This window comes from Acidovorax sp. Root568, from assembly GCF_001427445.1.
Classification (GTDB): Bacteria; Pseudomonadota; Gammaproteobacteria; order Burkholderiales; family Burkholderiaceae_C; genus Acidovorax; species Acidovorax delafieldii.
This window is the reverse complement of record NZ_LMGP01000002.1, coordinates 149,065-161,564: the sequence shown is the minus strand read 5'-3', so window position 1 is coordinate 161,564 and position 12,500 is coordinate 149,065. Positions and strand designations below refer to the sequence as shown.

General features: G+C 65.8%; 14 protein-coding genes. 6 read left to right on the top strand and 8 right to left on the bottom strand.

What is annotated here, in order from left to right; genetic code table 11:
• The first annotated feature begins 47 nt into the window (after positions 1–47).
• The 3 genes from xerD (at position 48) to ASD75_RS04080 (ending at position 3,019) form a co-directional block, all read left to right on the top strand.
• Entirely contained in the window at positions 48–947 is a 900-nt protein-coding gene (gene xerD, locus ASD75_RS04090) for a site-specific tyrosine recombinase XerD (protein ID WP_056743437.1), read from the top strand.
• 75 nt (positions 948–1,022) lie between these two features.
• A complete protein-coding gene (locus ASD75_RS04085; RefSeq protein WP_056743435.1) occupies positions 1,023–1,985 on the top strand; it encodes a tripartite tricarboxylate transporter substrate binding protein in 963 nt (320 codons plus the stop codon).
• Positions 1,986–2,035: 50 nt separating this feature from the next.
• Positions 2,036–3,019 (top strand): tripartite tricarboxylate transporter substrate binding protein, encoded by a 984-nt coding sequence (locus ASD75_RS04080; protein ID WP_056743434.1) that lies wholly within the window; start codon positions 2,036–2,038, stop codon positions 3,017–3,019.
• 83 nt (positions 3,020–3,102) lie between these two features.
• Here the strand turns inward: ASD75_RS04080 and ASD75_RS04075 are convergent, their stop codons facing one another.
• The 3 genes from ASD75_RS04075 to ASD75_RS04065 form a co-directional block, all read right to left on the bottom strand.
• Entirely contained in the window at positions 3,103–4,383 is a 1,281-nt protein-coding gene (locus ASD75_RS04075) for an EAL and HDOD domain-containing protein (RefSeq protein WP_056061670.1), read from the bottom strand.
• A gap of 101 nt (positions 4,384–4,484) precedes the next feature.
• Positions 4,485–5,750 carry an EAL and HDOD domain-containing protein gene (locus ASD75_RS04070; RefSeq protein ID WP_056061672.1) on the bottom strand — a complete coding sequence of 422 codons (1,266 nt, stop codon included), beginning with the start codon at positions 5,748–5,750 and terminating at the stop codon, positions 4,485–4,487.
• A 121-nt stretch (positions 5,751–5,871) separates the two neighbouring features.
• Entirely contained in the window at positions 5,872–6,675 is an 804-nt protein-coding gene (locus ASD75_RS04065) for a ferritin-like domain-containing protein (RefSeq protein ID WP_056743431.1), read from the bottom strand.
• A gap of 113 nt (positions 6,676–6,788) precedes the next feature.
• On the opposite strand from ASD75_RS04065, the gene ASD75_RS04060 reads away from it, so the two are divergent.
• The 3 genes from ASD75_RS04060 to ASD75_RS04050 all read left to right on the top strand — a co-directional run bounded on the left by ASD75_RS04060 (position 6,789) and on the right by ASD75_RS04050 (position 9,025).
• The gene (locus ASD75_RS04060) at positions 6,789–7,313 is read left to right on the top strand and encodes a gamma carbonic anhydrase family protein (protein ID WP_056061680.1); all 525 of its coding nucleotides are present in this window, start codon (positions 6,789–6,791) and stop codon (positions 7,311–7,313) included.
• Positions 7,314–7,363: 50 nt separating this feature from the next.
• Complete coding sequence (locus ASD75_RS04055) at positions 7,364–8,356, top strand: Hsp33 family molecular chaperone HslO (protein WP_056743430.1); 993 nt, start codon at positions 7,364–7,366, stop codon at positions 8,354–8,356.
• Between the two features lie 198 nt (positions 8,357–8,554).
• Positions 8,555–9,025, top strand: a complete 471-nt coding sequence (locus ASD75_RS04050; protein WP_056743428.1) for a CZB domain-containing protein — start codon at positions 8,555–8,557, stop codon at positions 9,023–9,025.
• Here ASD75_RS04050 and ASD75_RS04045 read toward each other — a convergent pair.
• From ASD75_RS04045 to kdsA, 5 genes are all read right to left on the bottom strand, one after another.
• Positions 9,006–9,524, bottom strand: coding sequence for a hypothetical protein (locus tag ASD75_RS04045; RefSeq protein ID WP_056743426.1), 519 nt, complete (start codon positions 9,522–9,524; stop codon positions 9,006–9,008). The two genes, ASD75_RS04050 and ASD75_RS04045, sit on opposite strands and share 20 nt — an antisense overlap.
• A 123-nt stretch (positions 9,525–9,647) precedes the next feature.
• A complete protein-coding gene (locus ASD75_RS04040; RefSeq protein WP_056061693.1) occupies positions 9,648–9,926 on the bottom strand; it encodes a septum formation initiator family protein in 279 nt (92 codons plus the stop codon).
• A 34-nt stretch (positions 9,927–9,960) separates the two neighbouring features.
• Positions 9,961–11,247, bottom strand: a complete 1,287-nt coding sequence (gene eno, locus ASD75_RS04035; protein WP_056061696.1) for a phosphopyruvate hydratase — start codon at positions 11,245–11,247, stop codon at positions 9,961–9,963.
• A gap of 99 nt (positions 11,248–11,346) precedes the next feature.
• The gene (locus ASD75_RS04030) at positions 11,347–11,637 is read right to left on the bottom strand and encodes a DUF1330 domain-containing protein (protein WP_056743424.1); all 291 of its coding nucleotides are present in this window, start codon (positions 11,635–11,637) and stop codon (positions 11,347–11,349) included.
• Positions 11,638–11,640: 3 nt separating this feature from the next.
• Positions 11,641–12,498: a 3-deoxy-8-phosphooctulonate synthase gene (kdsA, locus tag ASD75_RS04025; protein ID WP_056743422.1), complete on the bottom strand. Its 858-nt coding sequence runs from the start codon at positions 12,496–12,498 to the stop codon at positions 11,641–11,643.
• Between the last annotated feature and the right edge of the window lie 2 nt (positions 12,499–12,500).

Sequence of the window (12,500 nt, the reverse complement as noted above, 5' to 3'; positions counted from 1 at the left end):
TTGTGCCCGTGGAGTCGAATGCCCGCGATGCATGCTATGGTTTTTGGATGCTTGCTCCCAGTCTGAACGCCATCGACACCTTTGTGGACGCCCTGTGGCTGGAAGATGGCCTGTCGCGCAACACGCTGGCCGCCTACCGGCGCGACCTGACGCTGTATGCGCAGTGGCTGGCCGACCAGCAGCCCGCCCTGGCGCTGGACGACACGGCCGAACACCACCTGCAGGCCTACTTTGCCGCCCGCCATGCGCAGACCCGCGCCACTTCGGCCAACCGGCGCCTCACGGTGTTACGCCGCTACTTTCACTGGGCGCTGCGCGAGCGGCGCATCACTGCCGACCCCACGGTGCGGCTGCAGGCGGCGCGCCAGCCGCTGCGTGTGCCCAAGACCCTGTCGCAGGCGCAGGTGGAGGCGCTGCTGAACGCGCCCGACCTGGGCAACCCTCTGGGCCTGCGCGACCGCACCATGCTGGAGCTGATGTACGCCAGCGGCCTGCGCGTGACCGAGCTGGTCACGCTCAAGACCTACCAGGTCGGCCTGAACGAAGGCGTGCTGCGGGTGATGGGCAAGGGCAGCAAGGAGCGCCTGGTGCCGTTTGGCGAAGAGGCGCGTGCCTGGCTGGAGCGCTATCTGAACGAGGCCCGCGGCGCCATCCTGGGCGGGCAGCAGACCGACGACCTGTTCGTCACCCAGCGCGGCAGCGGCATGACGCGCGTGATGTTCTGGGTCATTGTGAAGAAGTGGGCGCAGGTGGCGGGCATCACGGTGCCGTTGTCGCCCCACACGCTGCGCCACGCGTTTGCCACGCACCTGCTCAACCACGGCGCCGACCTGCGCGTGGTGCAGCTGTTGCTGGGCCATGCGGATATCTCCACCACCACCATCTACACCCACGTGGCGCGCGAGCGGCTCAAGTCCCTGCACGCGCAGCATCACCCCCGTGGATAGCGTGCAACACCACACTGGCGTGGGCTGAGCGGCGCGCCAGACCGGTTTTCCCACACCACAACAAGGAGACATTGCATGAAAAAACTCATCACCAGCGCACTGCTGCTGGGGGCTGCCACCCTGGCCATGGCGCAGGCCTGGCCCACAGCCAAGCCCATCCGCCTCATCGTGGGGTACCCGCCGGGCGGCGGCATCGACTTTGCCGCGCGCACCGTGCAGGTGCCGCTGCAGGAGCTTCTCAAGCAGCAGATTGTGGTGGACTACAAGCCCGGTGCCGGCGGCATGCTGGCGGCGACCGAGCTGACCCGGGCCGCGCCCGATGGCTATACGTTGCTGCTGGCCAATACCGGCCCGTTCGCTATCGCACCGTACTTGCAGCGCAAGATGCCATACGACCCGCTCAAGCAATTCAGCTACATCGGCCAGATCAGCCAGGGCAGCTACATCGCGGTCACCCGGCTGGACCACCCTGCCAAGGACCTCAAGGAATGGGTGGCATGGGCCAAGGCCAACGCTGGCAAGGTGAACTTCGCATCGGGCGGTGCGGGCACCTCCACCCACCTGAATGGCGAGCTGATGAACCAGGCGACCGGGCTGGATGTGACGCATGTGCCCTACAAAGGCAGCGCCCCGGCTGTGCAGGACTTGATCGGCGGACAGACGCAGTTGCTGATCGATGCAGGGCCGGTGCTGCTGCCGCAGGTCAAAGGCGGCAAGCTGAAGGCGCTGGCAGTGACGGGCCCGCGCCGCGACCCGCAGTTGCCCGACGTGCCAACGGTCGCTGAACTTGGGCTCGGCGGCATGGAATCCGTCGGCTTCCAGGGGCTGGTGGGCCCCGCAGGCATGCCCAAGGAGGTGGTGGACAAGCTGGCGGCCGAACTGGCCAAGGTGCTGGCACAAGCGGAGGTGAAGGCCAAGTTCGCGTCCACTGGTTCGGAGGTACATTCCCTGGGGCCCACGGAATTCTTCGGCTTTGTGAAGGGCGAGAACGACAAGTGGGCCAAGCTGATCCGCGAGCGCAAGCTCGAACTGGATTGACGGGCTGCCCTGACGGCCGCCCATCGAACTCCTCACCATTGGCTCTCACCATGAATCTGCTTTTTTCTCGCCGCCAGTGGGTGGCCGCTGCTGCTGTCGCCCTGGTGGTCTCTCCCGTCGTGGCTTCGGCCCAGGCGTGGCCCGCCAAACCCATCCGCATCATCGTGGCCTACCCGGCAGGGGGCGTGAGCGACAACATCGCCCGCGCGCTGGCCGACAAGCTGGCGGTGCAGCTGGGCACCCCTGTGGTCATTGAAAACAAGGCGGGCGCCAGTGGCAGCCTGGGCGTGGACGCGGTGGCCAAAGCCGCGCCGGACGGCTACACATTGGGCTTTGCAGCGGTCAGTCCCCTGGCGCTCAACCCGCACCTGGGCAAGTCCCCCTTCGATCCGCAAAAGGACATCGCGCCAGTGGTCAGCGTGATGTATTCGCCGGTGTTGCTGCTGGGCACGCCCGCGAGCCGGGCGACCGACTTCAAGGACCTGATTGCCCGCGCGCGGGCCCAGCCCGGCACGGTGCGCTGGGCCACGTCGGGGCAGGCGTCGCTGGGGCACACCATGCTGGAGCAGATCCAGTCGGTGGCGCAGGTGCAGATCACGCACATCCCATACAAAGGCGGCGGGCAGCAGATGAATGACGCGCTGGGCGGGCAGTTTGAGGTGCTATCGACCAATGCCGGCCCAGCGGTGCTGCAGCACATCCAGGCGGGCAAGCTCAAGCCGCTGGCGGTGGGGGCTCCGGCGCGGCTGGATTCGCTGCCCCAGGTGCCCACACTGGCCGAGCTGGGTCAGCCAGCGGCCAACCTCTCGTCCTTGTTTGGCCTCTATGCCCCGGCCCAGACGCCCAAGACGGTCATCACACGCATCAATACCGAGGTGAACAAGGCGTTGGCCCTGCCAGACATTCGCGCCAAGCTCGATGCCACTGACAACGTGCCCACGGGTGGCACCACGGCCGAGTTCGCGCGCCAGATTGCGCTGGAGTCCGAAAATAACGCGCGCATCATCCGCGCGGCAGGAATTCAGGGCAACTGACCGTGTGCAGGGGGGTTGAGCTCCAGAAACGCCACAGGCCCTGTCAAGGCAGGGCCTGTGGGCTTTTAAGGGGAAGGCCGGGACTATTCTTCGTTCAGGCTCTCGGCCCAGGTCAGCGCCTGCAGGTGGGCCCAGTTCACCTGGCGGTTGGACAGGTGCAGCGCATCGGCGTTCTTGGCAAAGGCCACTTCATCGCCGCTTTCGCAGGCCTTGGTCAGCTCCAGGAACGGGGCAAACACGCCGGTGCCACGCAGCAGGGCATCCATCACGGGTTCGGGCAGGGCCACGGACTCCAGCGCCTTTTCGAGCGGCACGCCCAGCATGGTGTCCAGCAGCGAGAACACGCCCACGACGAAGGCGTTGTCGCATTCTTCGGGCGGCAGCAGCTCGGCAGCCAGCAGCTCCATCAGGCGGCCGCGCACCACGGCGGTCTGGCCCACGGCCGGTGGTGCACCACCCGCACGCGAGGTGGTCATCAAGAGGGCCGCCCAGCGGAACAGCTTTTTCAGCCCCAGGATCATCACCGCATGGCGGAACGAGGTGATCTCGCACGACAGGCCAAAACCCGACGAGTTGATGAAACGCAGCAGGTTGAAAGACAGGGTGGGGTCTTTCTTGAGCAGGTCTTCGATCTCCGCCGTGCTGGCCTGTTTGCGCACGAGGTTGATGAGCTGAATGATGGTGGCCTGCGAGGGGCGGATGGTGGTGGCCTTGACCAGCGAGGGATGCGCAAACCAGTAGCCCTGGAACAGCTTGACGCCCAGATCGCGCATCAGCTCGTATTGCGCAGCCGTTTCGACCTTTTCGGCCACCAGCGTGGCCTTGCTGTGGGTGGTGGCAAATTTGACCAGGGGGGCCGCCAGCTCGGGCTTGAAGGCCTGCATGTCCAGCTTGATGAACGCCGCCATCGGCAGCCAGCTGGTGTAGGCGCGCTTGAGGGCCTGCTGGTCAAACGCGAGGCGAAAGCCACGTGTGCGCAACGCCTCCAGCGTGGGCACGCGGCCTTCGATTTCTTCGGGGGTGGCGCTGTCGGGCAGCGGTGGCACCTCCAGCACCACCTTTTCGGGGTGGATCAGCTCCAGGTGGCCGCCCGAGAGGCTGTCATGCGTGCAGTTGATGAACACCGTCTTCTTGCCGACCAGGGCCTCGGTGCCCGCGTAGGACAGGGCATTGAACAGCAGGGCTGCATCGCTGGCGGCGGTGTGTGAGTCGGACGCGGTGGAGCGGTCGAACAGCTCGTAGCCATAGACCGCGCGGCTTTCGTCCACGATGGCCTGGCGCGCAATGATGGCAAGGTTCTCGTCCACGGGATCGACCACAGGCGCTGCGGCGTCCGGGGTGTCTTGTTCGGGTGTGCTCGACATGGGGTCCACTGAAATGAAGGGCTGACGATCATTCTAGACCGCCGGGCGTTGGCAGAGAACCAAAGTCTGACCAGGGGCCGCCAGCGTGGCGGCGGTACCTGTCAGTCGCTGATGTGGTCGGCCCAGGCCAGCGCCTGCAGGTGGGCAAAGTTGATCTGCTGGCTGGTCAGGTGCAGCAGGCCGGCAGCGCGGTCAAACACGGCGTCGTCGCTGGACTCGCAGGCCTCGGCCAGGGTCAGCAGGTCACCCAGGAAGCCTTCGCGCCGCAGCAGCGCGGCCGCCACGGGTTCGGGAACGTTGAGCAGGCCAATGGCCGACTCCATGGGCATGGAGAGCATCACATCCAGCAACGAGAAGATACCCACCACAAAGGCCTGGTCGGCTTCCTCGGGGGGCAGTGTCTCCAGTGCCAGCAGCTCCATCAGGCGCCCGCGCACCACGGCGGTGTGGCCCACCGACGACGGCGTGCCGTTGTTGCGCGACGCGGTCAGCAGCAGCGCCGCCCAGCGGAACAGCTTTTTCAGGCCCATGAGCATCACGGCCTGGCGGAAGGAGGTGATCTCGCGCGACAGGCCAAAGCCGGCGGAGTTGATGAGGCGCATCAGGTTGAAGGCCAGGCCCGCATCCTTCTTGAGCACCTCTTCGATCTCGTCGGTGCTGGCCTGTTTGCGCACCTGGTTGATCAGCTCGATGATGCTGGCCTGCGACGGCGTGAGCAGCTTGGTCTCGACCAGGGCAGGGCGGGCAAACCAGTAGCCCTGGAACAGCTGCACCCCCTGGCTGGACACCATGTCGTACTGCTGGGCCGTCTCCACCTTCTCGGCGATCAGTTCGGCCTTGCAGTGGCGGCCCGCGTAGCTGATCAGCACCGCGAGCTGGTCGGGCGCCAGCACCGACAGGTCCAGCTTGATGTAGTCCGCCAGCGGCAGCCACGGCGCGTACGCCGACTGCAGCACCGTGTGGTTGAAGGCCAGGTGAAAGCCCCGGTCGCGCAGCTCGGTCAGGATGGGCAGGCGCGTAGCGACCTCCTCGGCGGCCGCATGGCCCAGGGGCGGAATCTCCAGCACCACCTTGTCGGGGTCCACCAGCTCCAGGTGGCCGCCCGACAGGCTTTCATGGGTGCAGTTGACGAAGATCAGCTTCTTGCCCACCAGCTCCTCGGTGCCGGCGTGCGACAGGGCGGTGAACACCAGGATCACGTCGGTGGCGGCCGTGTGGGCGGCGCCGCTGCGCGAGCGGTTGAACAGCTCGTAGCCCACCACCACCTGTTGTGCGTTCACGATGGCTTGGCGCGCAATCATGGCGACCGACGATTGGTTGCCCGGCGGTGGCGCGGGCGGTGTGCCAGGGGTGAAGGCTTGGGTCATGGGTGTGGGCTTGGTGTTCTTGAAAGAGGGTGCGCTGGCCCGCTGGGGGCATCGCCAAGAATTGTAGGAGCCATCGTATTCCCCTCAGATCGTCAGCAGGCTCTTTGCCATGGCTCGCCAGTCAGGCCTGCTGCAGCCAGCGCAGCTCGGCGTCGCTGAAACCGGCGCTGCGTCGCGCCGACTCATTGAACGGTGGCTTCAGGCGGGGGGCTTCGTACCGCTGCACCAGCGTGCCGTAGAGGGTTTCCGGGTTCTGGCCCGCGCGCTCGCACAGCCAGCGGTACCAGTGGTTGCCGATGGCGACATGCCCCACCTCGTCGTGCAGGATCACGTCCAGGATGGCAACGGCGGCCAGGGCGTCGGGCGTGCCCACCTGGCGCAGCTTGGCCTGGATCTGCGGCGTGGCATCGAGCCCCCGGGCTTCCAGCGTGCGAGGCACCAGGGCCATGCGGGCCAGCACGTCGTGCCGGGTTTTCTCGCACATGGTCCACAGCCCCTGGTGGGCCGGGAAGTCCCCATAGTCGTGACCTTGGCTGCGCAGGTGGTCGCGCAGCAGCCTGAAGTGCTTGGCCTCTTCGGCCGCCACGCGCATCCAGTCCTGGTAGTAGGTGCGGGGCATACCGTCAAAGCGCCACACGGCGTCTAGCGCCAGGTTGATGGCGTTGAACTCGATGTGGGCGATGGCGTGGATGAGGATGGCCCGGCCCTCGGGGGTGGCGGGCGAGCGGCGGGCCACCTGGGTGTGGCGCAGCAGTTCGGGGCGCTCGGGACGGCCGGGCAGGGCGTCCGGGTCGGTGGGGGCCGCAGGGGCAGTATCTGCTATCGAAAGCGTAGCTGCCTGGGTATACAGGTCTAGCGCTGCAGCCGCTTTTTGTTCGGGGTCTGCCAGGCACAAGACCTGCAGTGCACGGTGGCGAAGCTCCATCCTTACAATTCTAGGCCTTGCCATCGGCACCAAGGCTTGCGCTTTGTAACGATTGGCGACCTCTCGGGGCGCGCCATGGCGTGCCGCTTCTTTTGTTTCAGCGGAGTGGGTGCATGGCAATTTACGAACTCGACGGTGTGGCTCCCCAAGTGGCGGCGTCGGCCTGGGTGGCCGACAGCGCGCAGGTGATGGGCAATGTGGTGCTGGGTGAAGACGCCAGCGTGTGGTTCGGCACCGTGGTGCGCGGCGACACCGAGAGCATCACCATCGGCGCAGGCTCCAACATCCAGGACGCGAGCGTGCTGCACGCCGACATCGGCAAGCCCCTGGTGGTGGGCGAGCGGGTGACGGTGGGCCACCAGGTCATGCTGCACGGCTGCACCATCGGCGACGAATCGCTGATCGGCATTGGCGCTGTGGTGCTCAACGGCGCCAAGATCGGCAAGAACTGCCTGGTGGGCGCGGGTGCGCTGGTCACCGAGGGCAAGGAGTTTCCCGATGGCTCCATGATCATCGGCAGCCCGGCCAAGGCCGTGCGTGAACTCACCCCTGAGCAGATCGAAGGCCTGCGCCAGAGCGCCCAGCACTACATCGACAATGCGCGCCGCTTCCAACACGGCCTGCACAAGATCGGCTGAACGCCGCCCACTGGCGCTCTCTGCTGCTTTTTTTCTCCTGGAATCCCTGCGTGTCTGAACTCCACAAGTTTCTTTTCGATGGTCTGCCCGTGCGCGGCATGATCGTGCGCCTTACCGATGCCTGGACCGAGATCCTGAAACGCCGGGCGGGCAACACCGCCACCGGCGCCTATCCCGCCCCCGTGAGCGAGCTGCTGGGCGAGATGGCGGCCGCCGGCGTGCTGATGCAGTCCAACATCAAGTTCAACGGTGCACTGGTGCTGCAGGTGTTTGGGGATGGTCCCGTCAAGCTGGCCGTGGCCGAGGTGCAGTCGGACCTGAGCCTGCGCGCTACAGCCACCGTGAATGGCGAGGTGCTGCCGGACGCGAAGCTGAGCCAGATGGTCAATGTGGGCGGCGGTGGCCGCTGCGCCATCACCCTGGACCCCAAGGACCGCCACCCCGGTCAGCAGCCCTACCAGGGCGTGGTGCCTCTGCACGGCGACCACCACGAAAAGCTGGAGCGTCTGTCGGACGTGCTGCAGCACTACATGCTGCAGTCCGAGCAGCTCGACACCATCCTGGTGCTGGGCGCCAACGACCAGGTGGCCGCAGGCCTGCTGATCCAGCGCATGCCCATCAAGGGCGAGGGCAACCTGGCTGCGGGCCTCTCGCACCGCGAGAACGAAGACCAGATCGGCCACAACGAGGACTACAACCGCATCGCCCACCTGGCTGCCAGCCTGACCCGCGAAGAACTGCTGACGCTGGATGTGGACACCATCCTGCGCCGCCTGTTCTGGGAAGAAAAGTTGCTGCGCTTTGAACCCCAGCAGGGCGCCAGCGGCCCGCGTTTTGCCTGTACCTGCAGCCGCGAGCGCGTGAGCAACATGCTGCGCAACCTGGGCGCTGAAGAGGCCGAGAGCATCCTCGCCGAGCGCGATGACATCGAAGTGGGTTGCGAGTTCTGCGGCCAGCAGTACCGGTTTGATGCCGTGGATGCTGCGCAGATTTTTGTCTCGCCCGCCGCTGCTCAGCCCCCGGGGCCCACAGGCATCCAGTAGCCGTCTGCAGCCTCCATCGGGCGCGGTGGTCGGCTGACCATCGTTGACAATCGCCCCCGCCATCCCCGCCTAAGATTCCTGGGTCACCCTGCAGCAGCGCCTGCCGCTGCGAGGGGCCGGCGCACAAGGTCCGATCGCAAGGCCTGTGTGCGTTCAAGCGATCACATCCGGTCGCGCAGGAAATGAACGAGGGGTGTCATGCAGTTTCTTCGCCGTGTTCTGGGGGGCCGCCGGGCCAGCCCGGCTACGCCTCCGCTGGCGCTGTACGACAGCGCGGCGGCACCCGACTCGCGGCGTGCCGATACCCTGCTCGCCGCGCTGGACATCGACGCCGCCATCAATGCCCACGAGCGCTGGAAAGACCGCCTGATGGACTACCTGGAGGGCCGCACCTCCGCCGGGCTGGACCCGGCGCTGGTGCGCCGCGCTGACCACAGTGCGCTGGGTCGCTGGTTGCACGGCGTAGGCGGCGAGCTGCTGGGCGACCAGCCGGCCTATCCGCTGCTGGTGGCGCGCTACCAATACTTTCATGAGCAGGCGGCCACCCTGGTGGAACTGGCCCAGCAGGGCGAATGGGACCGGGCTGTGCAGGTGCTCAACGGTGGTTACCGCTATGGTTCCAGCCAGGTGGTGTTGCTTCTCAAGGAACTCAAGCGCGGTCTGGCGTGATGGCTTGCGGCGGTGTCGTATCCCGCTGCTCAACGAGCGCCGTGAACAGTCGATGCTCACAAGCCGGGTCGCTGCACTTTTCGCAGTTCCAGGCGCGTAGCCGGGCTGCTCTGGGCGTATTTTCAGTGTCCCATGCGGCCCTTGCGCTAGTGGAATATGCTTTTGGCGCTATATTTTGTATAGCAATAAGCGCATTGCGAGTGCGCTGCTCGCCCGTTCCGTACACCACGCGGTAGGGGATCGCCGCAGCCGCCAGGGCCGCACGCAGCCGGGTATCGCAGGCCTCCTGCGCAGTCCGTTCCTCGGCAGGGCAGGGCTGGTCGAGACCCATCAGCAGGGTCAATGCCACCGCGCCGGAGTCTGCCTGCGGCGTGGGCGGGGTGTGGGCCAGGTGCGGGTGGTGCAGGGCGATACGCACCGTGCTGGGAGTGATCTGCTGCTGCAGCGCCTGTGCCAACGCCTCCACGCCCGTGTAGGGCGCGCCCAGCAGGGCAATCAAGGGAGTGGGGGGTGGGGACTGCCGCACGGGGGTGAATGAAGCGCAGGCCTTGGTCAATGGCTGCGTTGTGGGTGTGGACGGTGCGGGGTGGTCCAAGGCGGCTGAGTGACCCCGCACGGCAGGTCAGCGGGGTGTGAACTGCACGTACACCTCGTTGGGCTTGACCATGCCTAGCTCGCTGCGCGCCTTTTCTTCCACCATATCGAGGCCTTCCTTGAGGTCGTGCACCTCCGAGGTCAGCCGCGCATTCGCCTGGCGGGCCTGTTCATTGGCCGCCTTCTGCACATCAATCTGCCGCTGCATCGCATTGACGCGCGGCACACTGCCCCGCCCCAGCCAGAGCTGGGCGTGCAGCGCTGCCAGCAAGGCCAGCAGGATGACGGGGACGATGCGGGAGACCAATGGAGGGCTCGCTCAGGCGAGGGCTGCCAGGGGCTCAGCGCAGGTTGTAGAACGCAGCGCGGCCAGGGTACTGTGCGATCTCGCCCAGATCTTCCTCAATGCGCAGCAGCTGGTTGTACTTGGCGATGCGGTCCGAGCGCGACAGCGAGCCGGTCTTGATCTGGCCCGCATTGGTGCCCACGGCGATGTCGGCAATGGTGCTGTCTTCGGTCTCGCCCGAGCGGTGCGAGATCACGGCGGTGTAGCCGGCGCGCTTGGCCATCTCGATGGCAGCGAAGGTCTCGGTCAGCGTGCCGATCTGGTTGATCTTGATCAGGATCGAGTTGGCGATGCGCTTGTCGATGCCTTCCTTCAGGATCTTGGTGTTGGTCACGAACAGGTCGTCACCCACCAGCTGCACCTTGTCGCCCAGGCGTTCGGTCAGGTGTTTCCAGCCGTCCCAGTCGCCTTCGTGCATGCCGTCTTCGATGCTGATGATCGGGTACTTGTCCACCCAGGCCGCCAGCATGTCCGTCCACTGCTGGGCGGTGAGCTTGAGGCCGCCTTCGCCTTCCAGCACATAGTGGCCGTCCTTGTAGAACTCGCTCGCAGCGCAGTCCAGGCCCAGGGCGATCTGATCGCCCGCCGTGTAGCCCGCAGCTTCAATGGCTTGCAGGATCAGACGGATGGCTGCTTCGTGGTTTTCCACGCTGGGGGCAAAGCCGCCTTCGTCGCCCACGGCGGTGCTGATGCCCTTGTCGTGCAGGATCTTCTTGAGCGCGTGGAACACTTCGGCGCCCCAGCGCACGGCTTCGCGGAACGTGGGCGCGCCCACCGGGATGATCATGAACTCCTGCAGGTCCAGGCTGTTGTTGGCGTGTGCGCCGCCGTTGATCACGTTCATCATGGGCACGGGCAGTTGCACGCTGCCCATGCCGCCCAGGTAGCGGTACAGGGGCAGGCCAGACTCTTCGGCGGCGGCGCGGGCCACGGCCATGGACACGGCCAGCATGGCGTTGGCGCCCAGGCGGCTCTTGTTCTCGGTGCCATCGAGGTCGATCAGGGTCTTGTCCAGGAAGGCCTGCTCGGAGGCATCCAAGCCCAGCACGGCTTCGCTGATCTCGGTGTTGATGTATTCCACGGCCTTGAGCACGCCCTTGCCCAGGTAGCGGCCCTTGTCGCCGTCGCGCATTTCAATGGCTTCGCGGCTGCCCGTGGAGGCGCCCGATGGCACGGCGGCCCGGCCCATCACGCCCGATTCGAGCAACACGTCGCATTCGACGGTGGGGTTGCCGCGGCTGTCCAGAATCTCGCGACCGACGATGTCAACGATGGCACTCATGGTTTTCCTTTTGCAGAAGTTTTAAATCAAATCAGTCTCTAGCGCCTTCTGTATAAGCGCTAGCAGCTATTAATTGGTGAGCGATTTGGGTGTGTGCGCTCAGACGCCTTCGACACACACCATGCGCATGACGGCGGCGCCTTCGCGGGCGGCCTTGGCTTTCTGGTACTCGGGCGTGTCGTAGAAGGCGCGAGCGGCTGCAAAGCTCGGGAACTTGAGGATCACGGTACGACCGGGGTTCCAGTCGCCCTCCAGCACTTCGACCTTGCCGCCACGCACGCAGACTTCAGCGCCGTGGGCTTGCATGGCCAGGGTGCTCCACTTGCGGTACTCGTCATACTGCGTGGGGTTGGTGACGGTGACGGATGCGATGACGTAACCACTGCTCATGTCTCAAGCTCCAAAGTTGTTTTCGAGGAATCCGTTTTTCTTGGTGACATCGTCCAGGGCCACCAAGGTCTCCAGCAGCGCCTTCATGTGCTTGAGCGGTACGGCGTTGGGGCCGTCCGACCAGGCCTCGGCGGGGCGGGGGTGGGTTTCCATGAACAGGCCCGCCACGCCCACAGCCACGCCGGCACGCGCCAGCACGGGCACCATGTCGCGCGCACCACCGCTCACGGCGCCCAGGCCGCCGGGCTTTTGCACCGAGTGGGTCACGTCAAACACCACGGGTGCGCCGGAGTTGCGCATCTCGGCCAGGCTGGTCATGTCGGCCACGAGGTTGTTGTAGCCAAAGCTCACGCCGCGCTCGCAGGCCAGAAACCGGTCTTCCGACAGGCCGACTTCGGCCGCTGCAGACCGGGCCTTGTCGATGACGTTCTTCATGTCCCAGGGCGCCAGGAACTGGCCCTTCTTGATGTTGACCGGCTTGCCGCTTTGTGCCACGGCGCGGATGAAGTCCGTCTGGCGGCACAGGAAGGCAGGCGTCTGCAGCACATCTACCACGCTGGCCACCTCGGCCACGTGCGAGGTGTCGTGCACGTCGGTCAGGATGGGCAGCTGCAGCTGGCGGCGCACTTCATCGAGGATCTTCAGGCCGGCCTCCAGCCCCACACCACGCTTGCTGGTGCCCGACGAGCGGTTGGCCTTGTCGAACGAGCCTTTGTAGATCAGCGGAATGCCCAGCGGCGCGCAGGCTTCCTTGAGCTGGCCTGCGACATCGAGCGACATCTCCAGGCCTTCGATGGAACAGGTGCCAGCGATCAGGAAAAAGCGCTGGTCCAGGCCGACGTTGAATCCGCACAGCTGCATGG

What these genes read in the sequence shown, in the direction of transcription:
- ASD75_RS04030 (WP_056743424.1), bottom strand. Translation starts at nt 11,637, where the DNA reads ATGAGCAGTGGTTACGTCATCGCATCCGTCACCGTCACCAACCCCACG.
- ASD75_RS04085 (WP_056743435.1), top strand. Translation starts at nt 1,023, where the DNA reads ATGAAAAAACTCATCACCAGCGCACTGCTGCTGGGGGCTGCCACCCTG.
- ASD75_RS04050 (WP_056743428.1), top strand. Translation starts at nt 8,555, where the DNA reads ATGCAGTTTCTTCGCCGTGTTCTGGGGGGCCGCCGGGCCAGCCCGGCT.
- ASD75_RS04080 (WP_056743434.1), top strand. Translation starts at nt 2,036, where the DNA reads ATGAATCTGCTTTTTTCTCGCCGCCAGTGGGTGGCCGCTGCTGCTGTC.
- eno (WP_056061696.1), bottom strand. Translation starts at nt 11,247, where the DNA reads ATGAGTGCCATCGTTGACATCGTCGGTCGCGAGATTCTGGACAGCCGC.
- ASD75_RS04060 (WP_056061680.1), top strand. Translation starts at nt 6,789, where the DNA reads ATGGCAATTTACGAACTCGACGGTGTGGCTCCCCAAGTGGCGGCGTCG.
- xerD (WP_056743437.1), top strand. Translation starts at nt 48, where the DNA reads ATGCTTGCTCCCAGTCTGAACGCCATCGACACCTTTGTGGACGCCCTG.
- ASD75_RS04070 (WP_056061672.1), bottom strand. Translation starts at nt 5,750, where the DNA reads ATGACCCAAGCCTTCACCCCTGGCACACCGCCCGCGCCACCGCCGGGC.
- kdsA (WP_056743422.1), bottom strand. Translation starts at nt 12,498, where the DNA reads ATGCAGCTGTGCGGATTCAACGTCGGCCTGGACCAGCGCTTTTTCCTG.
- ASD75_RS04065 (WP_056743431.1), bottom strand. Translation starts at nt 6,675, where the DNA reads ATGGAGCTTCGCCACCGTGCACTGCAGGTCTTGTGCCTGGCAGACCCC.
- ASD75_RS04075 (WP_056061670.1), bottom strand. Translation starts at nt 4,383, where the DNA reads ATGTCGAGCACACCCGAACAAGACACCCCGGACGCCGCAGCGCCTGTG.